Annotated in this window: 18 protein-coding genes, 1 tRNA gene and 2 pseudogenes; 6 read left to right on the forward strand and 15 right to left on the reverse strand. The window is 57.6% G+C overall.

What is annotated here, in order from left to right:
* A pseudogene (locus KB890_RS18145) lies at positions 1–433 on the forward strand (integrase domain-containing protein); the annotation flags it as partial.
* 310 nt (positions 434–743) lie between these two features.
* On the opposite strand, the pseudogene KB890_RS18150 reads toward KB890_RS18145, so the two are convergent.
* The 3 genes and pseudogenes from KB890_RS18150 to KB890_RS18160 all read right to left on the reverse strand — a co-directional run.
* Positions 744–1,898 (reverse strand): annotated as a pseudogene (locus tag KB890_RS18150) (tyrosine-type recombinase/integrase); the annotation flags it as partial.
* A gap of 342 nt (positions 1,899–2,240) precedes the next feature.
* A tRNA-Phe gene (locus tag KB890_RS18155) sits at positions 2,241–2,316 on the reverse strand.
* Positions 2,317–2,421: 105 nt separating this feature from the next.
* Positions 2,422–3,135: a DUF554 domain-containing protein gene (locus KB890_RS18160; protein ID WP_002916694.1), complete on the reverse strand. Its 714-nt coding sequence runs from the start codon at positions 3,133–3,135 to the stop codon at positions 2,422–2,424.
* Positions 3,136–3,554: 419 nt separating this feature from the next.
* On the opposite strand from KB890_RS18160, the gene KB890_RS18165 reads away from it, so the two are divergent.
* Positions 3,555–5,693, forward strand: coding sequence for an ornithine decarboxylase (locus KB890_RS18165; RefSeq protein ID WP_004197024.1), 2,139 nt, complete (start codon positions 3,555–3,557; stop codon positions 5,691–5,693).
* A gap of 43 nt (positions 5,694–5,736) precedes the next feature.
* Here the strand turns inward: KB890_RS18165 and KB890_RS18170 are convergent, their stop codons facing one another.
* The 4 genes from KB890_RS18170 to mutY form a co-directional block, all read right to left on the reverse strand.
* Complete coding sequence (locus KB890_RS18170) at positions 5,737–6,990, reverse strand: nucleoside permease (protein WP_004144787.1); 1,254 nt, start codon at positions 6,988–6,990, stop codon at positions 5,737–5,739.
* Positions 6,991–7,181: 191 nt separating this feature from the next.
* A complete protein-coding gene (gene mltC, locus KB890_RS18175; protein ID WP_002916629.1) occupies positions 7,182–8,264 on the reverse strand; it encodes a membrane-bound lytic murein transglycosylase MltC in 1,083 nt (360 codons plus the stop codon).
* A 49-nt stretch (positions 8,265–8,313) separates the two neighbouring features.
* Positions 8,314–8,589 (reverse strand): oxidative damage protection protein, encoded by a 276-nt coding sequence (locus KB890_RS18180; protein ID WP_004105744.1) that lies wholly within the window; start codon positions 8,587–8,589, stop codon positions 8,314–8,316.
* A 28-nt stretch (positions 8,590–8,617) separates the two neighbouring features.
* Entirely contained in the window at positions 8,618–9,676 is a 1,059-nt protein-coding gene (gene mutY / locus KB890_RS18185; RefSeq protein ID WP_002916628.1) for an A/G-specific adenine glycosylase, read from the reverse strand.
* Between the two features lie 136 nt (positions 9,677–9,812).
* Here mutY and trmB point away from each other — a divergent pair, with 136 nt between their 5' ends.
* The 3 genes from trmB to KB890_RS18200 are packed head-to-tail and all read left to right on the forward strand — an operon-like array spanning position 9,813 to position 11,628.
* Positions 9,813–10,532 carry a tRNA (guanosine(46)-N7)-methyltransferase TrmB gene (trmB, locus tag KB890_RS18190; RefSeq protein ID WP_002916627.1) on the forward strand — a complete coding sequence of 240 codons (720 nt, stop codon included), beginning with the start codon at positions 9,813–9,815 and terminating at the stop codon, positions 10,530–10,532.
* On the forward strand, positions 10,532–10,858 hold the full coding sequence (locus KB890_RS18195; RefSeq protein ID WP_004181285.1) for a YggL family protein: 327 nt from the start codon (positions 10,532–10,534) through the stop codon (positions 10,856–10,858). The genes trmB and KB890_RS18195 overlap by 1 nt, the downstream gene beginning before the upstream one ends.
* Positions 10,859–10,908: 50 nt before the next feature.
* A complete protein-coding gene (locus tag KB890_RS18200; protein ID WP_019704316.1) occupies positions 10,909–11,628 on the forward strand; it encodes a YggN family protein in 720 nt (239 codons plus the stop codon).
* A gap of 46 nt (positions 11,629–11,674) precedes the next feature.
* Here KB890_RS18200 and KB890_RS18205 read toward each other — a convergent pair whose 3' ends face one another.
* From KB890_RS18205 to KB890_RS18240, 8 genes are all read right to left on the reverse strand, one after another.
* Positions 11,675–12,922 (reverse strand): sugar ABC transporter permease, encoded by a 1,248-nt coding sequence (locus KB890_RS18205; protein WP_004181281.1) that lies wholly within the window; start codon positions 12,920–12,922, stop codon positions 11,675–11,677.
* Between the two features lie 4 nt (positions 12,923–12,926).
* Entirely contained in the window at positions 12,927–13,736 is an 810-nt protein-coding gene (locus KB890_RS18210; RefSeq protein ID WP_004181271.1) for an ATP-binding cassette domain-containing protein, read from the reverse strand.
* A 59-nt stretch (positions 13,737–13,795) separates the two neighbouring features.
* Positions 13,796–14,842 (reverse strand): ABC transporter substrate-binding protein, encoded by a 1,047-nt coding sequence (locus tag KB890_RS18215; RefSeq protein WP_004181270.1) that lies wholly within the window; start codon positions 14,840–14,842, stop codon positions 13,796–13,798.
* Between the two features lie 292 nt (positions 14,843–15,134).
* Positions 15,135–16,274 (reverse strand): radical SAM family heme chaperone HemW, encoded by a 1,140-nt coding sequence (gene hemW / locus KB890_RS18220; protein ID WP_004181269.1) that lies wholly within the window; start codon positions 16,272–16,274, stop codon positions 15,135–15,137.
* Complete coding sequence (locus KB890_RS18225) at positions 16,267–16,860, reverse strand: XTP/dITP diphosphatase (RefSeq protein WP_002916615.1); 594 nt, start codon at positions 16,858–16,860, stop codon at positions 16,267–16,269. Before KB890_RS18225 ends, hemW begins: the two co-directional genes overlap by 8 nt.
* Positions 16,861–16,872: 12 nt before the next feature.
* A complete protein-coding gene (gene yggU / locus KB890_RS18230) occupies positions 16,873–17,163 on the reverse strand; it encodes a DUF167 family protein YggU (RefSeq protein WP_002916614.1) in 291 nt (96 codons plus the stop codon).
* Positions 17,160–17,726: a YggT family protein gene (locus KB890_RS18235; protein ID WP_002916613.1), complete on the reverse strand. Its 567-nt coding sequence runs from the start codon at positions 17,724–17,726 to the stop codon at positions 17,160–17,162. Before KB890_RS18235 ends, yggU begins: the two co-directional genes overlap by 4 nt.
* A gap of 20 nt (positions 17,727–17,746) precedes the next feature.
* A complete protein-coding gene (locus KB890_RS18240) occupies positions 17,747–18,448 on the reverse strand; it encodes a YggS family pyridoxal phosphate-dependent enzyme (protein ID WP_004144780.1) in 702 nt (233 codons plus the stop codon).
* A 16-nt stretch (positions 18,449–18,464) separates the two neighbouring features.
* On the opposite strand from KB890_RS18240, the gene KB890_RS18245 reads away from it, so the two are divergent.
* Positions 18,465–19,445 (forward strand): type IV pilus twitching motility protein PilT, encoded by a 981-nt coding sequence (locus KB890_RS18245; protein WP_004174422.1) that lies wholly within the window; start codon positions 18,465–18,467, stop codon positions 19,443–19,445.
* The last annotated feature ends 341 nt before the right edge of the window (positions 19,446–19,786 follow it).

A 19,786-nucleotide genomic window follows, 5' to 3' on the forward strand; every position in this document is an offset into this window, starting at 1 on the left:
GAAGCGGTTCAGTGCTGTCAGTCACTGAAAACGTGGAAATTGGCGCTGGAGCGCGGCGAAATCCGGTTCACGGTGGTATTTGGTACCAAAGGCCATCGTCCCCGTGAAACCATTCAGGACGCTGGCGCAGTGAAAAAAGTGCTGGAAAATGCCCTGGCTGTCGCAGAACAACGTGACGGCAGACTGATTGACAAGCCCAGTCGCCAGCAAGCGGTGGATTACTGGCGCAAAGAAATCGCGAAGACCGGGCTGACGGGGTATTTATATCCTGCAGTCATTCCTTTATGCATGGACGCAGGATGCGCTCCGCCGATATCTGGCGCAGGGATTCAGTCACAGGGAAGCGCTGGCGCTGACCTCAATGGATTTGGGCCACGGCGACGGGTGCGGGCGGTATGTGGTGCGGGTTTACGGGCGACGGGAAGAGGAATAATTTCCTGTTCTGGTGCAATCATGAAAAGCAAAAGGCCGAAGGGGTAAAGGAGCGCTAACGGTAACAGCGCCAGGCCAGAACAGACCAAAGGGCTGAAAGGGCTGGCACTGGCGCAGATTGGTGTTTATCCGGGGAGATCTGGCGCCGAGAAATGGATTACGAAGCTGGTACAAATAAAAAAGCAGATCCGCTGAGATCTGCTTTCCTACGTGATCCACTGAATGGCTCAGGCCACCTGAACCTGCCTGTCATACCGATATGGCGCAACAAAATTCTGCCGACAGGCGTCGAGATAGTCCGACCACCACTACATCATCTGCGTGCGCTCATCGAGGTGCTCCGCCTTGTGGATATAGGCGGCGCGCACGTTGTTACGTTCCTGATGGCTCATCTGCCGCTCCACGGCATCTTTCGACCAGCGCCCGGACTCGATCAGCGCGCTACAGGCCATCGTGCGGAAGCCGTGACCGCATACGTCCACTTTCGTATCGTAGCCCATCACCCGCAGCGCCTTGTTGATGGTGTTTTCGCTCATTGGCTTGCGCGGATCGTGATCGCCGGGAAACAGCAACTCGCTGTTACCGGACAGCAGCTTTAACTGTTTCAGCACCGTGACCGCCTGTTTTGACAGCGGCACCAGATGCGGCGTTTTCATCTTTGCGCCACGCTCTGAATAGCGCACACCCGGAATCGGCTTACGCTCGGCGGGGATGGTCCACATTGCGCCATCCAGATCGATCTCCGTCCAGCGGGCAAAGCGCAGTTCGCTGGAGTGAATAAAGATCAGCAGGTTAAGCTGCACCGCCAGACGGGTTAACAGCCTGCCGGAATAGCCCTCGAAGCACTCCAGTAATTCCGGCATTTTCTCCAGCGGCAGAGCGGGGTAGTGGTTTTTCGGCGGCGGTGCGATGGCTCCGGTAAGATCGTTTGCCGGATTGCTGGCGATCAGGCTCTCCTGTACCGCGTAGCGCATGATCGCCGTGATGCGCTGTTGGAGCCGCGCGGCGGTCTCCAGATTGCCCTTTCTCTCCGCCACCCGCAGCGGGATCAGCAGATCGGCGGTTTTCAGGTCGGCAACGGGGATTTTGCCAATCAGTGGAAATACGTGCAGCTCCAGCGAGCGCAGGGCTTTAGCGGCGTGTGCCTCCGTCCAGCGGATATTGCCTGCCACCCATTTACGGGCGATTTCTTCAAAGGTGTTGCCGCTTTTCTTTGCCTGCTTCTCCTGCTGCTTTTTTACCCCCGGATCGTCACCCGCGCTGAGTACGGCGCGGGCTTCCTCACGCAGCTTACGCGCATTCGCCAGCGTAACGGTTGGGTAAGCGCCAAACGCCAGCTTCTTCTCCTTCCCGCCAAAGCGGTACTTGAGCTGCCAGAGCTTAGAGCCGTTGGGTTTAATCAGCAGGTCCAGACACTGCGCGTCGCTGGGCTTGTAAGGCGTATTGCCAGACTTGGTATTCCGGATGGTGGTATCGGTATTTGAGTGCCTGGATTCGGACTAACGCCGCAGGCGTTGAACAGCGCGCGCGCCGCGCTGGCCCCGAAGGGGTGAGCCGCTGTGCGGCGAATAATCGAACGCAGTTCGATGGAGAGTCCGGCTACAGAAAAGCAAAAACCCGCCTTTTGGGCGGGTTCTTTAAATAGTGGTGCCCGGACTCGGACTAACGCCGCAGGCGTTGAACAGCGCGCTTGCCGCGCTGGCCCCGAAGGGGTGAGCCGCTGTGCGGCGAATAATCGAACGGAGTTCGATGAAGAGTCCGGATGCAGAAAAGCAAAAACCCGCCTTTTGGGCGGGTTCTTTAAATAGTGGTGCCCGGACTCGGAATCGAACCAAGGACACGGGGATTTTCAATCCCCTGCTCTACCGACTGAGCTATCCGGGCAACGGGGCGCATTAAACCGTAATCGCCGCGCCTCGTCAACGAAATTTATCTGTTTTGCAGCAGACTGAACAATCTATCACCACATTGCGCTAAAAGCACGCGTTTTCAGGCAAAAAACAGCGTCCAGGCCGCGGAAATCGGCATCGCCAGCACCAGCGCAGGCAGCATATTCACTACGGCAAACATTTTTATCCCGCAGATGCGCAGCCCGGTGGCCACCAGCAGCATGCCGCCGACGGCGCTGAAATCCGCCAGCATCATCGGCGTGGTAAGCGGCATAATGATCGCCGCGCAGGCTGCAAGAGTCAGCTGGATAAGCAGCATCGGTACGCTGATGGCGGCGACGGCAATGCCCAGGGTGCAGGCGAAGATGGTGGCGGTGAAAAAGTCGAGAAACGCTTTGGCAATCAGAATGCTGGCGTCGCCGGTCATCCCTTCGCGCATGGCGCCGAAGACGCCGGTGCCGCTGGCGCAGAACAGGACGATAATCGCCACATAGCTCTGAATATAAGACTCATGAGCCGAAGCCTTTTTCTTGCCTTTCGCTGACATCAACTGCTGGAGTTTACTGACCAGCGTATTGATGCCTTTTTCCATATTGCATATTTCGCCGAGCAGCGTCCCCACCAGGGTCGACAGCACCATCACCGGCAGATTGGCGCACTTAATGACCAGTAAAATGCCGATGCCCAATGACGCCAGGCCAAAAATAGAGGTCATTGCGGTGCGGATCCGTTCCGGCAACCGTTGGCTGAGTAAGGCGCCCAGCACACCGCCGACCAGCACCGCGCTGGCGTTAATAAAAGGTCCTGTAACCACGCTGACTCCTGTTAAAAATCCCTGATAACCGCATTATTATGGCGTTAACTTACCGGGAAAGCTTGTGTATCCGTGATATAAGTGCATACGGTTTTCATCTTGCGCCTGTTCGGGAAAGGTGCCATGATTGCGCGAATTTTCTCCTCCCTGATATGAGGCCGCCGATGACGACACAGCCATTATCTCGCCAGCGACGCCGCGCCCAGATGCGCGGGCTGCCTCATCTTGCTACGCTTACCCCTCTGTTCACCATGCGGTGAAGGACACGTATGCTCACTGTAGGGCAACAGTAAGATCGGACGCGTCTGCTTTTACTGATGTCCGGCGGTCGGAGCTGAATCCGTCAGACCCGGACACATCGTTGGGCAAGGTCTCCCTTGTCTGAGATTTTTACACTCCCGATACGGGCATTTGCGCTTATGAAATCCATGCACATTGCCGCCAGCTGCGAGCTGGTCACCCGCTTGTCCACCCACCGTCGCGTTGTGGCGCTGGACAGTACCGATTTTACCGATGTGGCGGCAGTCGTCATCTCCGCGGCCGACAGTCGCAGCGGCATCCTTACTCTCCTCAGGCGTAGCGGATTTAACCTGCCGGTCTACCTGCTGAGTGAGACGGCGGTCGACAAGCCGGAGGGGGTGCAGGCGGTGATCGCCGGTAAAGATCAGGAGTGGCTGGAGCTGGAGGCGGCGGCCTGTGATTATGAAGCGCGTCTGCTGCCGCCGTTTTTCAATACCCTGACCCAGTACGTCGAGATGGATAACAGCACCTTTGCCTGTCCGGGGCATCAGCACGGGGCGTTTTTCAAAAAGCACCCTGCAGGCCGTCAGTTCTATGACTTTTTTGGCGAAAATGTCTTTCGCGCCGACATGTGCAACGCCGACGTGAAATTAGGCGATCTGCTGATCCACGAAGGGTCAGCCAAGCACGCACAGAAGTTCGCTGCGAAGGTGTTCAATGCGGATAAAACCTACTTCGTCCTCAACGGCACCTCGGCGGCCAACAAAGTCGTGACCAACGCGCTATTGACCCGCGGCGATCTGGTGCTGTTCGATCGTAACAACCACAAGTCAAACCATCACGGGGCGCTGATCCAGGCGGGGGCGACGCCTGTTTACCTGGAAGCCGCGCGCAATCCGTTCGGCTTTATCGGCGGCATTGACGAGCGCTGCTTTGATGAGCATTACCTGCGGGATCTCATCCGCGAAGCGGCGCCTGAGAAAGCCAATGCCTCCCGCCCGTTTCGTCTGGCGGTGATCCAGCTCGGAACCTACGACGGCACGGTCTATAACGCCCGCCAGGTGGTGGATAAGATCGGCCACCTCTGCGATTACATCCTGTTCGACTCGGCGTGGGTGGGCTATGAGCAGTTTATCCCAATGATGGCCGACTGCTCGCCGCTGCTGCTGGAGCTGACCCCCGACGATCCGGGTATTTTTGTCACCCAGTCCGTGCACAAGCAGCAGGCCGGCTTCTCACAGACGTCGCAGATCCATAAAAAAGATAACCATCTGCGCGGCCAGGCGCGCTTCTGTCCGCACAAGCGGCTGAATAACGCCTTTATGCTGCATGCCTCCACCAGCCCGTTCTATCCGCTGTTCGCCGCGCTGGACGTCAACGCTAAAATCCACGAAGGCGAGAGCGGCCGCCGCCTGTGGGCCGAGTGCGTGGCGCTGGGCATCGAGGCGCGCAAAGCGATCATCGCTAACTGCAAGATGATCCAGCCCTTTATTCCGCCGACGGTGGCGGGGCGCCCGTGGCAGGATCACCCGACCGAGGCGATCGCCCGGGAGCGCCGCTTCTTCAGCTTCGAGCCGGGCGCGCGCTGGCATGGTTTTGAGGGCTATGCGGACGACCAGTATTTTGTCGACCCGTGCAAGCTGCTGCTGACCACCCCGGGCATCGACGCGGAGAGTGGGGAGTACAGTGAGTTCGGCATTCCGGCGACTATTCTGGCGCATTATCTGCGTGAAAACGGCATCGTGCCGGAGAAGTGCGATCTCAACTCGATTCTGTTCCTGCTGACGCCGGCGGAAAGTGCCGAAAAAATGGCGCAGCTGGTAGCGATGCTCGGGCAGTTTGAACAGCATATTGAAGCGGATACGCCGCTGGCCGATGTGTTGCCGACCATCTATAACAAATATCCGGTGCGTTATCGCGACTATACCCTGCGCGAGCTGTGCCAGGAGATGCACGATCTGTACGTTAGCTTTGACGTGAAGAGCCTGCAAAAAGAGATGTTCCGTAAACGGAGCTTCCCAAGGGTGGTGATGAATCCCCAGGATGCCAACCACGAGTTTATTCGCGGCAACGTTGAGCTGGTGCGTCTGAGCGAGGCGGAAGGCCGCGTCGCGGCGGAGGGGGCGCTGCCGTATCCGCCGGGCGTGCTGTGCGTGGTGCCCGGCGAGGTCTGGGGCGGCGCCGTGCTGCGCTATTTCCTCGCGCTGGAGGAGGGGGTCAATATGCTGCCTGGCTTCTCGCCGGAGCTGCAGGGGGTTTACAGCGAGACGGATCCGGACGGCATTAAGCGGCTGTATGGCTACGTGCTGAAGGGATAAAAAAACGCCCCGCCGAACAGGCGGGGCGTTTTACTTTTGCCGATCACACGCTCTGCTGGGCGGCGGTCGGTTGTCTGACGTGTTTGTATTTGAACAGCGCCACGAAGGCAAAGGCCAGCACCAGCGAATAGCCGGCGAAAATCAGCCACACGCTCTGCCAGTCAGTGATCCCCTCGACGGTAAAGTGTTCGACGACTTTGCCGCTCACCATCCCGCCGAGAATACAGCCGAAGCCGTTGGTCATCATCAGGAACATCCCCTGAGCGCTGGCGCGGATTTCCGGGCGCACCTCTTTCTCAACGAACACCGAACCGGAGATGTTAAAGAAGTCGAAGGCGCAGCCGTAGACGATCATCGACAGCACCAGCAGTACAGTGCCGAACGGCGTCGGGTCGCCAAAGGCGAACAGGCCAAAGCGCAGCATCCACGCCACAATACTGATAAGCATCACGTTCTTAATGCCGTAGCGGCTAAGGAAGAATGGGATGGTCAGGATAAACAGCGTTTCGGAAATCTGCGAAATCGACATCAGCACTGACGCGTGCTCGACGATAAAGCTGCCGGCAAACAGCGGATCTTTATCGAAGCTGTGCAGGAAGGTGTTACCGAACATGTTAGTGATTTGCAGCTCGGCGCCGAGCATCATCGAGAAGATAAAGAAGATAGCCATACGCTTGTTTTTAAACAGCGCAAAAGCGTTCAGGCCGAGCATCTCCGTCCAGCTTTGATTGCGCTGGGCGTTGGCGACCGGAATATGCGGCAGCGTCAGGGTGAACAGAGTCAGCAGGACCGACAGCGTCGCGCCAATGTACAGCTGCATATGGCTCAGTTCAAAGCCGGAGAAGCTCACGCCCCACATGGCGAGGATAAAGCCGATGGTGCCCCAGATACGAATTGGCGGGAAATCGGTGACAATATCCAGCCCCGCCGACTGCAGGCGGTAGTAGGAGATGGTATTGATCAAGCCAAGCGTCGGCATATAGGCCAGCGAGTTAAGCAGGATCACGAGGAACATCTCGCCCGGCGTGGTGACCTGCGCCGCGAGGTACAGCGTTAACGCGCCGACCAGGTGGCAGATGGCGTATACCCATTTGGCGCTGATCCACTTATCGGCGACGATGCCGAGCAGCGTCGGCATCAACACCGCGGCGATACCGAGCGAGCTATACACTGCGCCGATTGCCGCGCCGTCAAACTTCAGCGTGACAAACATGTACGAGCCAAGCGTGGTGAGCCAGCTCCCCCAAAGGCAGAACTGCAGGAACGACAGTATTTTGAGCTGCAGCTTAAGATTCATGTAGTTATCCTCACGAATGTGGGCTTGTTATGTTTTTAAAATAACATTAATCCCGTTATTTTGATGTGATTCTATCATTCACTAGCTTAATGCTTCTGTTAACTGCCGCAGAAAACCGAAAGATATTACAGAGTATGGCGGAGAATAAGCGCGGCCTCAGCGCGGGGCTGAGGCCGGAGTCGGGAGGAGGGCTATTTACGGCGGTAGCTTTTCTGCGCCGTATTAACTTTGTACAGATAGCGGCGCGATTCCGCCGACGGATGGCGGGTGGTCAGCGTCTGGTAGACGTCCCCTGGCGCCATGCTGTTGATAATATTGGCCGCCTGCACTTTATCGCTGGAGAAGACCCGCAGTACGCTGCCGGCGCCGCCGTTATAGGCAGTGATCACCGCGTAGCGACGCGAGGTGGGGTTATCGATGCCGGCGAGGTAAACATTGTTCAGCATCGCCAGGTAGGCGGTACCGGTGTCGATATTATTCGCCGGGTCGAACAGATAACTGCGGCTTGGCAGGCCGGATTTACCCTGGGAGCGGAAGACGTCTCTGCCGGCGCTGTGCTGGACCACCTGCATCAGCCCCATGGCGTCGGCATGGCTGACCGCATAGGGGTTAAAGGAGGATTCGGTCTGCATAATCGCGAGGATCAGCGACTCATCAACCCCATACTTACGCGAGGCCTGACGCACCATGCCGAGGTATTTATGCGCACGTTTGTCGAGGTGGTTCGGCACCAGGTTAATGGTGATGCTGTAGACCACGCGCAGGCCGTTGTTGCGGCTCTTCAGACGGGTTTGCAGCAGATAGTCGGCAAAGCGCGCGGCGCGCCACTCCCAGCGAATCGACGCCCCGGTATTATCCACCACCTGACCATAGAGGAACGGCTCTTTGGAGATCTGGATGTCATCGACATCGGAATAGAGGTCAATGGAGTTGGGGTCATCGCCCATCAACAGGGTTTTGACGATCGCCTGGCGCAGACGTCCGCGAGGGTCGGTGCCGGCAATGGTCTCGACGGTGATCGTCCCTTCATCGAAGTTGATGTGGCTGCGGGTTTGATACTGGTCGGTGTACTTGACGTAGTCCTTTGGCCCGGCGAGCAGGACTTCGTTGTACCCCCAAATGTTCTCGATGTTGTGGGCGAACTGGCCCATCAAAATATCGAATCCGTTCGTGTCCTTGACCCAGGCCTCGTTGTATTCGGCGCCTTTTTTATTGGAGCTGGAACACGAAACGAGCAACGGCGCAATCAGCGCGAGCGCTAAGTATTTTTTCATCATTCCGGGCGTGCGTGTTGTGTTTGTTTTTTTAAAGGCCGCAGGGCCCTTACTGTTTTTCCGGCGGCGTGTAGCCTTCGATGTGCACGTCTTTCCCTTCAAACAGGAACTGCACCATCTCCTGCTCAAGCAGTTTGCGGTGCTCCGGGTTCATCATGCTGAGCTTTTTCTCGTTGATCAGCATGGTCTGCTTGTGCTGCCACTGCGCCCAGGCTTCTTTGGAGATTTCGTTGTAAATACGCTTTCCGAGCTCGCCCGGATACAGCTGGAAATCCTGGCCGTCCGCTTCACGCTGCAGGAAGGTACAAAAAATGGTTCTGCTCATAATTAATCCTCTTTGATAGCCGAAAAATTTATACCGGCGCTCCGGCTTTTAGCTGTTGCAACAAGCGCTCCACGGGGGCCGCCAGACCGACCGACGGCGGCTGCGCTAAGTTATACCAGAGTGCGTTGCCTTCATCCATGCATGCGCCAGATGAGTGCACTGTAAGCCACATCGGCACAATATCCAGGTGGAAATGGCTGAAAGTGTGGCGAAAAGCGGTTAATTGCGTCAGATTATCGGCCTTTATCTGGCGCTGCGCCAGCCACTCGCGTAGCTCCGCTTCGTCTGCAAACTGCGGAAAACAGAACAACCCGCCCCACAGACCCACCGGCGGACGCTGGGAAAGAAACACCTCGTCGCCGTGCTGCATCAGCAGGAAGTAGCCGGTGCGTTCCGGGAGGGTCTGCTTCGGTTTTTTGCCCGGATATTCCGCCCATGAATGGTTCGCGTAGGCCACGCAGCCGTTGCTCAGCGGACACAGCTCGCACTTCGGCTTCGAGCGGGTACAAACCATTGCCCCGAGATCCATCATCGCCTGGTTGAAGCGCTCGACGCCCTCTGCCGGGGTGACCTCTTCGCTGATGTCCCACAGCCGTTTTTCCACCTCTTTTTTCCCCGGCCAGCCGCTGACAGCATAGCAGCGGGCGAGCACGCGCTTCACGTTGCCGTCGAGAATCGGATAATGCTGACCGAGCGAAAGGGATAAAATCGCCCCCGCCGTTGAGCGCCCGACGCCGGGCAACGCCGCCACTTCGTCAAAGGTCCGGGGGAATTCCCCGCCATGCAGTGTGGCGACTTGCTGCGCGGCTTTATGTAAGTTGCGCGCCCGCGCGTAGTAGCCCAGACCGGTCCACAGATGCAGCACCTCATCCAGCGGCGCGTTGGCTAAATCAACCACCGTGGGGAAACGCGCCATAAAGCGTTCAAAATAGGGGATTACCGTGGTCACCTGGGTTTGTTGCAACATCACTTCGGAGAGCCATACTTTGTAGGGCGTCTTGGCGATTTGCCAGGGCAGGGTTTTACGCCCGTATTTGTCGTACCAGTCCAGAACCTGGGCTGAAAATTGCGTGGCGAGAAAAGTCAAAGCTACGGCTCCGGGATCGCGATTACAGGGGGGCAGATTGCAGCATAAGGGCGAGTGGCTGTAAACCCTTGCATCCGCCGGGTAACTTTGGATAATGCCCGTTTTCCGAACACATTCACAAGCAGACCAAACTTTTATGAAAAACGACGTCATCTCTCCGGAATTCGATGAAAACGGTCGCCCGCTGCGCCGTATTCGTAGCTTCGTCCGTCGCCAGGGCCGCCTGACGAAAGGGCAGCAGCATGCGCTGGATAACATTTGGCCGGTGATGGGCGTTGAATTCAACGATGCGCCGCTCGATTTCGCCGCCCTGTTTGGCCGCGACGCGCCGGTCACACTAGAAATTGGTTTCGGCATGGGGGCTTCGCTGGTGGCGATGGCGAAAGCCAAACCGGAACAGAATTTCCTCGGCATTGAAGTGCACTCCCCGGGCGTTGGCGCCTGTCTGGCTTCTGCTGAAGAAGAAGGTGTGCAAAATCTGCGCGTGATGTGTCACGATGCGGTGGAAGTGCTGCATACCATGATCCCGGATAACTCACTGAATATGGTGCAGCTGTTTTTCCCTGACCCGTGGCATAAAGCGCGTCATAATAAACGTCGTATCGTGCAGCCGCCTTTCGCTGAGCTAGTCAAAAGCAAACTGAAACTCGGCGGCGTCTTCCATATGGCGACCGACTGGGAAGCCTATGCCGTGCATATGCTGGAAGTGATGTCCTCGCTGGAAGGCTATCGTAACCAGTCGGCAAGCAACGATTACGTACCGCGCCCGGAATCGCGCCCGGTAACCAAATTTGAACAGCGTGGCCATCGTCTCGGCCACGGCGTATGGGACTTAATGTTCGAGAGGGTGAAATAATGGCCAAGAATCGTAGCCGTCGTCTGCGTAAAAAAATGCATATCGATGAGTTTCAGGAGTTAGGCTTCTCCGTCGCCTGGCGTTTCCCGGAAGGGACCAGCGAAGAGCAGATCGACCAGACGGTCAACGATCTGATCGAAGAGGTGATAGAGCCGAACAAGCTGGCCTTCGACGGCAGCGGTTATTTCTCCTGGGAAGGGCTCATCTGCATGCAGGAGATTGGTAAGTGCACTGAAGAGCATCAGGCTATCGTACGCAAATGGCTGGAAGCGCGTAAGTTAGAGGATGTGCGCACCAGCGAACTTTTTGACGTCTGGTGGGACTAAGTTTGACAAGGGTCGGCAATTGCCGGCCCGTTTTGTCTTAAGGGAGTTTTATGATGCGTAAAACGCTGCTGGCGGTGGCGCTCTCCATCACCGCTTTGTCTGCCCATGCGGATTACCAGTGTAGCGTCACGCCGCGTGACGATGTGATCCTCAGCCCGCAGCAGGTGCAGGTGAAAGGGGAAAACGGCGATCTGGTGATAAAGCCGGACGGCAATCTGACCTTTAACGGCAAGGCCTATGCGCTCAGCGCCGCCCAGCGCGAACAGGCGCAGGATTATCAGGCCAGCCTGCGCAGCAGCCTGCCGTGGATTGACGAAGGCGCGCGTTCGCGAGTCGAAAAAAGCCGCAAGGCGCTGGATAAAATCATTACCGAACAGGTTGGCGCCAACAGCAGCATGCACGGTCGCCTGACCAAACTGGACGCGCAGCTGAAAGAACAGATGAACCGCATTATCGAACGTCGCAGCGATGGCCTGACTTTCCACTATAAAGCTATCGACCAGGTACGCGCCGATGGCCAGCAGCTGGTGAATCAGGCGATGGGCGGCATTCTGCAGGACAGCATTAACGAGATGGGCGCCAAAGCGGTGCTCAAAGGCGGCGGTAATCCGTTACAGGGCATTCTTGGCAGCCTCGGCGGCCTGCAAACGGCGATTCAGGAGGAATGGAAAAACCAGGAGGCCGATTTCCAGCAGTTTGGTAAGGACGTCTGCAGCCGGGTGGTATCGCTGGAGGACAGCCGCAAAGCGCTGGTTGGCTCGTTAAAATAATCAAAATTTCGCGGCCCGCATACCTTTGGGCCGCGCACTTCGCCACTCAGGCGCGGCCGTGCGACACGCGTGAACGGCGAGCCAGAGAATCAATGATTACCGCAATCGCCAGTACCGCGCCGGTAATGATATAGCGCAGCGAAGACGGCAGGTTCAACAGCGTCAGCCCATTTGAAATCGACTGAATCACGATGATCCCCAATAGCGCGGACCAGGCGCTGCCGCGTCCGCCGAACAGGCTGGTGCCGCCGATCACCGCCGCGGCGATGGCGTTGAGGTTGACGTCGCCGGTGCCGGCCTGCTGGCTGGCGGAAGCCAGTCGCGACGCCGCGAGAATGCCGCCGAAGGTCGCAAGCGTGGTACACAGGACGAAAGCGCTCACATAAATCGCCCGCACGTTAATGCCCGAACGGCGCGCCGCTTCACGGTTGCCGCCAACCGCGAACATCGAGCGACCCCATTTTGTCCGTTTCAGCGCGTAGTTGAGGATCATCACGCAGGCGACAAAGAGACCGAAAATCCATGGAATACCGCGCCCCTGATTGAGATAAAGCACCGCGGCCTCGAAGATAATCGTCAGCGCGATCGCGCGCGCCACTAGCGAGCTGACTCCCTCGGCGGAAAGATTGGCCGCCAGGCGCCGCGAGCGTTTTTTCAGGCCAAAAATAAGGATCGCCAGCCCTGGCAGCAATGCCATCAGGTGTGAGAACCAGCCGGGCATCACCAGCAGTTGGCCAAAGCGCACCAGCGGCGAAGTATAGGGCAGGTTGATGCTGCCGCTCGGCCCGAGGATATACAGCTGCATACCCAGCAGCGCCAGCAGGCCGGCGAGAGTGGCGACGAAACTCGGCATTCCGACGCGGGTATACAGCAGCGCGTAGACCAGCCCGACGGCCACGCCGCAGGCCAGCGCCACGGCGATGGCTCCCGCCAGCGGCCATCCTGCGTTCACCCACAGCACGCCGACGATAGCCGATGCCAGGCCGCTCATGGAGCCGACCGACAGGTCTATCTCACCAAGCATTAGCACGCAGACGATGCCGAGCGAGATAAACCCGACCGTCGCGCAGTCAAACAGCAGGTTCACCAGGTTATTCGGCGCGATATAGACCGGGTTGAGGAAGGTGAAAACCAGGGAAATCACAATCAGCCCGGCTATCACCGGCGCGGTGCCGAGATCGCCGGTTTTGATGCGGGTTATCTGCGCGCGTAGGGCGCCGAACAGCCCCTCGTCGTGACGAACGCGCTCATCGCTGCGATCCAGCGCGGTGTGGGATGCGGTCTTACTGTTCATAAAATTACATCGCTCCGGAAGTCGTTGGCTGTGATTTACGTTCAACCCGGCGTGAGACGGCGTTTTCCGTCGCGCCGGTGATCGCGGCGACCAGATCCTGATTAGAAGCATCGGGCGTGAAGATCCCTTTGTTGCGCCCGAGACGCAGCACCACGATACGGTCGGCGACGGCGCGAACGTCTTCCATGTTGTGACTGATGATGATGACGCCAAGCCCGCGCTCGCGAACGCGCTCAATCAGGTTGAGCACTTCCGCGGTCTGCGCGACGCCCAGCGCCGCGGTGGGTTCATCGAGCATAATGATTTTAGGGTTCAGCAGCAGCGAACGGGCGATGGCGACGGTCTGCCGCTGGCCGCCGGAAAGCGATGCCACCGGTTCGCGTACCGACGGAATACGTGCCGCCAGCTCCTGCAGCAGCGTCCAGGCTTTCACTTCCATCGCCACTTCATCGAGCTGGAACGGCGAAATTTCATGACCCAGAAACAGGTTTGCTACCACATCAAGGTTTTCACACAGCGCCAGATCCTGAAACACCGTGGCAATACCGTATTCCAGCGCCTTGCCGGGGCTATCGAGGGTGACGGGGTTGCCGTCAAACTCAATGGTGCCGGAGGTCGGCTGGTGGACGCCGGCGAGGATCTTCACCAGCGTGGATTTGCCCGCGCCGTTGTCGCCGACCAGCGCGACCACCTCGCCGGCGTGGACTTCTAATTCGATATCCGTCAGCGCGGACACCGCGCCAAAATGTTTAGAGACGTTGCGCAGTTGCAGTATTGGCCGCCCGGCGGCGGAGTTGTGTTGTTGTTGCGGCATACAAAACGACCTCAATCATGGCGAAATCGCGCCCGCCGCGGCGGGCGCAGGGGCAAAAGTTACTTGCTGATGCCTAACTTCTGGCAGGCGGCGGCGTACTCGCCGCTACACACCTGATCCCAGGTCTGGATTTTTTTATCGAAGATTTCCGCTTTGATGTTTTTGGCCGTCACCACTTCCGGGGTAAATAGCTGGGAAGGGGTGTTGTACAGGGTGGTGCTGGCCTGCGGTTTTTTGCCCTGGATAAAATCAACCGCCACTTTGGCCGCCGCCGCGGCGACGATCTCCGATGGCTTGGAGATGGTGTTGTACTGATCGCCAGCGATGATCAGCTGCAGCGCGGCGATAGTGGCGTCATTGCCGGTGACCGGCGGCAGCGGCTGGACGCCGGCAGCCTTAAAGGCGGCAATTGCGCCGCCGCCGGTACCGTCGTTTGCCGCGACCACGCCCTTAATTTTGTCGCCAAAGCGGGTAACCTGCCCGGCGGTCCACTCCTGGGCTTTCGGCGGCGCCCACTCCGGGGTGTCGAATTCGGCCAACGTTTTGTAACCGGACTCTTTCAATCCGCGATGGATACCGTCGCGGATCAGCCCTGCGGCGGCATCGGTTGGCGAACCGTTAATTTGCAGCACGCCGGCATCCTGCGGCACGCCGCTCGCTTTCAGATGGTCGGTAAGAGATTTTGCGATGGCGTAGCCAATGCCCTCGTTATCAAATGAGACGTAGAAATCAGCCGGTTTGTCTGGTACCGGGCGATCATAGGCAATGACCTTGACCCCCTGCGCTTGGGCGTTTTCGACCAGCGCGGCGGCGGCGGAAGAGTCAACCGGATCCAGGACGATCACTTTCGCCCCCTGGGCGATAACCGAGTTGAACTGCTGCTGCTGGAGCGACGCGTTGGCGTTGGCATTCTGATAGATGACCTTACAATCCGCGCAAAGCTTGCTCATTTCCGCCTTAAAACCGGGGAAGTCGTGCTGTTCATAGCGGGTAGAGGCCTGATCGGGCATTAAAAAGGCCACGGTGGCGGACTCTGCAGACCAGGCTGAAGCCGTGACGGTGCCGGATAGTGCGGAGAGTGTGATAAAAATATTACGGTAATTCATTGTGTTACCCTCTTTTTTATAGGCTTAAGCCCGCCGGGTTGCGCCGACGTTACAGAGACTTTTTTAATCAGAGTTACCAATAATTCACATGTAGGATACGTCGGTTTTACATTTGCTCAACCGATGAAGCAGGATTACCACTGCGCAAAAAATGAGTCAAGAAAAGGAAAAAAGTCGATCGGATTTTGTGATTCGCTGCAAATAAGTGAACAAAAAAACGCCAGTCGATTTGACCGTAGCGGGAGAGGATGTAAGGGGAAAGATACGGGCGACGACGTGCCGCCCGCAGGGATTACTCTTCGCTGAGGAACAGCTCCAGCAGCGAATTTAAAAACAGTTTACCGTGCTCGGTAATTTGCCAGTTTTGCGCATCTTCCAGCAGATAGCCTTCGGCGATAGCGGCATCGATTTGCTGACGGATAACCTGCTCATCAAGGCCGGTACACAAGCTGAACTCCGCGCGCGGCGCGGCCTCCAGCAGGCGAAAACGGTTCATAAAGAACTCAAACGGTTTATCCGCTTCTCCCACATCGTGCTGGCGCTCCAGGTAACGGCCTTCCATATACCCGCGCGGGTGGCGTGTTTTGGCGGTCCGCAGAATGCGTCCGTCAGGGAAGGTGATCTTGCCGTGCGCGCCGCAGCCGATGCCGAGGTAGTCGCCAAAGCGCCAGTAGTTGAGATTATGCTGACACTGGAAGCCTGGCTTAGCATAGGCGGACGTCTCGTACTGCTGATAGCCGGCGGCGCTCAGCAGCTGATGCCCCTGCTCGAAAATATCCCATAGCGCGTCGTCATCCGGCAGCACCGGCGGCCGGGAGCCGAACAAGGTGTTCGGCTCAATGGTCAGCTGGTACCACGACAGATGCGGCGGGTTGAGGGCAATCGCCTGACGCAGATCGTCCAGCGCCTCCTCCAGCGACTGGTCCGGCAGACCGTGCATCAGGTCGAGGTTGAAGCTGCGCAAGCCGAGGCCGCTGGCGAGACGTGCTGCGCGCTTGGCCTCCTCCGGGCCGTGGATCCGCCCCAGGCGCTGCAGCTTCGGTTCGCTAAAGCTTTGTACGCCGATGGAGATGCGGTTCACCCCGGCGCGCTGATAATCAACGAAGCGATCGGCCTCCACGGTACCCGGGTTGGCTTCCATGGTGATTTCCGCCCCGGCGGCCAGCGGCAGGCAGGCGCGGACGCCATCGAGCAGGGTTTGCATGGCCGGGCCGGACAGCAGGCTCGGCGTACCGCCGCCGATAAAAATAGTGCCTATTTCCCGTCCCTGGGCATAGTGCGCATCAGCCTGCAGATCGTTCAGCAGATGCTGGACGTAGTCATCATGCGGCACCTCGCCTTTCAGCGCATGCGAATTAAAATCGCAGTACGGGCATTTCTGCACGCACCAGGGAATATGGATATAGAGACTCAGCGGCGGCAAATTAGCCATTACGTAATGCTTCCAGTAACAGTTTCAGCGCCTGCCCGCGATGGGAAATGGCGCTCTTTTCTTCACGGCTCAGTTCGGCCGCGGTTTTCCCTTCTGACGGGACGAAGAAGATCGGGTCGTAACCGAAGCCGCCATGACCGGCGGCTTGCCGGGTGATTACCCCAGGCCAGCTGCCGTGGCACACCAGCGGCGTGGGATCCTCGGCATGGCGCAGATAGACCAGTACGCAGTGGAACTGGGCCTGACGCTGGTCGTCCGGCACGTCTTTTAACGCGTCGAGCAGCTTCTCAAGATTCTGCTGGTCGCTGGCATCGACGCCGGAATAGCGGGCGGAGTAAATACCCGGCGCGCCGCCAAGAGCATCGACGGCCAGACCGGAATCGTCGGCGATGGCCGGCAGGCCGGTGATCTGCGCCGCGTGGCGCGCTTTCAGAATCGCGTTTTCAATGAAGGTCAGGCCGGTCTCTTCCGCAGAGTCCACGCCCAGCTCGGTCTGAGCGACGATATCGAGACCAAAATCTTCCAGCAGCGAGGCCAGTTCGCGCACTTTGCCGGCGTTGCCGGTAGCGAGGACGACTTTTTGCATGATGAATCCTGTTTATTCAGTTAGCGCCGCGACCGCAGTCGGGATCTGTTGTGGGGCGATGATTTTAACTTGCTTATGGCGGCCCAGCTCGCCTTTTTCAATCAGTACCTGGCTTTTGGCGACGCGGAACTGTTTGGCGAGAAATTTCACCAGGTGGGCATTGGCCTGGCCATCAACGGGCGGGGCGGTAATGGCGACTTTAAGCTCGTCGCCATGTACGCCCACGATGCTATCGCGGCTGGCCTTAGGCTGAATGTACAGCCTTAGCACCAGCCCGTCAGCGCAGGTTTCAACGGCACTCATAGCGCCATCCACAGCCCCGGCAGCAGTACATTACCGGTGGCCTGCAGCACTTCGGCGATGCCCATATTGATTACGTACAACAGCAATACCAGCACCATCGGCGAGAAATCGATACCGCCCATCGACGGCAGCAGGTTGCGGATAGGGCGCAGCAGCGGGTCCGCCAGCTGCATCAGCACATACTCCACCGGGCTACGGCCCTGGCTGACCCAGCTCATGATCGCCATCAACAGCAGTACCCAGAAGATCAACGAGCCGATGGTTTTCAGCAGAATAAGCAGAGCGGAGATCCAGATGATCGGCTGGAAGGTGATCACCATAAACAGCACGATCGCTTTGATGACGCAGAGAATAAATGCCACCAGCAGCGAGGCGCTGTCAATCGGCCCCATTGCCGGGATAATCCGGCGCAGCGGTCCGACAATCGGCTGCGTGGCTTTCACCACAAACTGCGAAAACGGGTTGTAAAAGTCGCAGCGCGCCCACTGCATCCAGACGCGTAACAACACGACCATCGTGTAAAGCTCAATGACCGTTGAAAGCAGGAAAGTCAACGTCTTCATGGCGTTCCTCAGATTCCTTATTATTTGCTGTAGTCGCGCGCACCAAAAATGGCTGTACCGATGCGCACCATCGTGCTTCCCGCCGCGATTGCGGCTTCCATATCGTCCGACATTCCCAGAGACAACGTATCGACCGTGGGGTACCGCGTTTTTAATCGTGCAAATGCTACCGCCATTTGCCGGGCGACGGCAAACTGCCTTACATATTCTGACTCAGGCGCGGGAATGGCCATCAGGCCGCGCAGTTCCAGATGAGGTAACTCAGCGATCTCCGCCGCTAAGCCGTCGAGCGCTTCCAGCGGGATGCCGGATTTGCTCTGCTCATCGCTGATGTTAATTTGAATCAGCACCTTCAGCGGCGGCAAATGCGCCGGGCGCTGCTCGTTCAGGCGGGTGGCGATTTTCAGCCGATCGACGGTGTGGCACCAGTCAAAATGCTCTGCCACCAACCGGCTTTTGTTGGACTGCAGGGGGCCAATAAAGTGCCACTGCAGCCCGCTGACGCCAGCCTGCTGGAAATGGTTAATCTTCTCCACGCCCTCCTGGACGTAGTTTTCACCAAATGCCCGCTGGCCTGCCGCAATGGCTTCTTCGATCGCGCTCGCAGGTTTCGTTTTACTCACTGCAAGCAATGTCACTTCTTCTGGCGCACGCCCGCATCGGGCGGCAGCACCGGAGATTTTGTCCCGGACCTGTGCCAGGTTATGCGCAATATCGTTCATATTCCGAGGATGAGTTATGAAGCTGGAAGAAATCGTAGCCCTTAGTGTAAAGCATAATGTCTCCGATCTACACCTGTGCAATTCCGCCGCACCACGCTGGCGGCGGCAGGGCAGGCTGCAGCCCGCGCCCTTTCCCGCGCCGGATATTGCGAATTTACTCAACGACTGGCTCGATGCCGCACAGTTACTGCACTGGCAGGAACACGGCCAGATTGACTTTGCGCTGACCCTGACCTGCGGTGCGCGGCTGCGCGCCAGCGCCTTCGCCCATACGCGTGGGATATCGCTGGTGCTGCGCCTGCTTCCTGAACAGTGCCCGCGTCTGGACACGCTCGGCGCCCCGCCTGCGCTGAGCGAACTGCTGGCGGAAGAGAGTGGTTTGCTGTTGGTCACCGGAGCGACGGGCAGCGGCAAGTCGACCACCCTGGCGGCAATGGTGGGGCACCTCAATCAGCATCTTGATGGCCATATTCTGACGCTTGAAGATCCGGTGGAATTTATTCATCACAGCGAGCGCTGTCTGATCCAGCAGCGGGAAGTTGGCCGTCACTGTCCTTCGTTCGCCGCGGCGCTCCGCGTGGCGCTGCGCCAGGATCCGGATGTGATCCTGCTCGGGGAGCTACGCGATAGCGAAACCATTCGCCTGGCGTTAACCGCGGCGGAGACCGGGCACCTGGTAATGGCGACATTACATACCCGCGGCGCGGCGCCGGCGGTGGAGAGATTGATCGATGTCTTTCCGGCGGAGGAGAAAGATCAGGTTCGTAGCCAGCTTGCCGGAAGCCTGTGCGCGGTGCTGGCGCAAAAATTGTTACCTGCACGTCAGGGCGGGAGAGTTGCGCTATACGAGCTTCTGGTCAACACGCCAGCGGTGGCGAATTTGATCCGTGAAGGAAAAGTACATCAATTGCCTGGTGTGATGCAGACCGGGATGCAGGCCGGAATGTTGACCTTTACCCAGAGTTTTCAGCAACGTGTCGCTGCAGGCGCGCTATAAGATGAGAAAGAGATTGATATGACAGGTTAAATGATATGTTAGATGAATGTTTATTTGTTGTTTATTAATATTATTTGGTAATACAAATAACTTTTGATTATAAATTCAAATAACACATTCAGATTAGATATGTCGACAGTGAATACGCATTTCCAGGAAAAAAGTTTGATTATCTTTTGACAGCTTTGAGTCATTCGATTTATGCTGTTTGTGGGAATAGGATGATTCTCATGGAATAACGTTTCAGTTTGTAAATTACCTTGGTGATTTATAAATTCACGACTGTTTGTATCTTTTTTTATTCATTTAACCACCATGGCGGTGGGTAACAGCTAAGGAGA

Origin of the sequence: Klebsiella sp. P1954 (assembly GCF_018199955.1) — a bacterium.
Taxonomy (GTDB): domain Bacteria; phylum Pseudomonadota; class Gammaproteobacteria; order Enterobacterales; family Enterobacteriaceae; genus Klebsiella; species Klebsiella pneumoniae.

What these genes read in the sequence shown, in the direction of transcription:
- KB890_RS18210 (WP_004181271.1), bottom strand. Translation starts at nt 13,736, where the DNA reads ATGCCGCAACAACAACACAACTCCGCCGCCGGGCGGCCAATACTGCAA.
- KB890_RS18170 (WP_004144787.1), bottom strand. Translation starts at nt 6,990, where the DNA reads ATGAATCTTAAGCTGCAGCTCAAAATACTGTCGTTCCTGCAGTTCTGC.
- KB890_RS18165 (WP_004197024.1), top strand. Translation starts at nt 3,555, where the DNA reads ATGAAATCCATGCACATTGCCGCCAGCTGCGAGCTGGTCACCCGCTTG.
- mltC (WP_002916629.1), bottom strand. Translation starts at nt 8,264, where the DNA reads ATGAAAAAATACTTAGCGCTCGCGCTGATTGCGCCGTTGCTCGTTTCG.
- KB890_RS18200 (WP_019704316.1), top strand. Translation starts at nt 10,909, where the DNA reads ATGATGCGTAAAACGCTGCTGGCGGTGGCGCTCTCCATCACCGCTTTG.
- yggU (WP_002916614.1), bottom strand. Translation starts at nt 17,163, where the DNA reads ATGAGTGCCGTTGAAACCTGCGCTGACGGGCTGGTGCTAAGGCTGTAC.
- KB890_RS18240 (WP_004144780.1), bottom strand. Translation starts at nt 18,448, where the DNA reads ATGAACGATATTGCGCATAACCTGGCACAGGTCCGGGACAAAATCTCC.
- KB890_RS18225 (WP_002916615.1), bottom strand. Translation starts at nt 16,860, where the DNA reads ATGCAAAAAGTCGTCCTCGCTACCGGCAACGCCGGCAAAGTGCGCGAA.
- KB890_RS18180 (WP_004105744.1), bottom strand. Translation starts at nt 8,589, where the DNA reads ATGAGCAGAACCATTTTTTGTACCTTCCTGCAGCGTGAAGCGGACGGC.
- hemW (WP_004181269.1), bottom strand. Translation starts at nt 16,274, where the DNA reads ATGGCTAATTTGCCGCCGCTGAGTCTCTATATCCATATTCCCTGGTGC.
- KB890_RS18215 (WP_004181270.1), bottom strand. Translation starts at nt 14,842, where the DNA reads ATGAATTACCGTAATATTTTTATCACACTCTCCGCACTATCCGGCACC.
- KB890_RS18205 (WP_004181281.1), bottom strand. Translation starts at nt 12,922, where the DNA reads ATGAACAGTAAGACCGCATCCCACACCGCGCTGGATCGCAGCGATGAG.
- trmB (WP_002916627.1), top strand. Translation starts at nt 9,813, where the DNA reads ATGAAAAACGACGTCATCTCTCCGGAATTCGATGAAAACGGTCGCCCG.
- KB890_RS18235 (WP_002916613.1), bottom strand. Translation starts at nt 17,726, where the DNA reads ATGAAGACGTTGACTTTCCTGCTTTCAACGGTCATTGAGCTTTACACG.
- KB890_RS18195 (WP_004181285.1), top strand. Translation starts at nt 10,532, where the DNA reads ATGGCCAAGAATCGTAGCCGTCGTCTGCGTAAAAAAATGCATATCGAT.
- KB890_RS18245 (WP_004174422.1), top strand. Translation starts at nt 18,465, where the DNA reads ATGAAGCTGGAAGAAATCGTAGCCCTTAGTGTAAAGCATAATGTCTCC.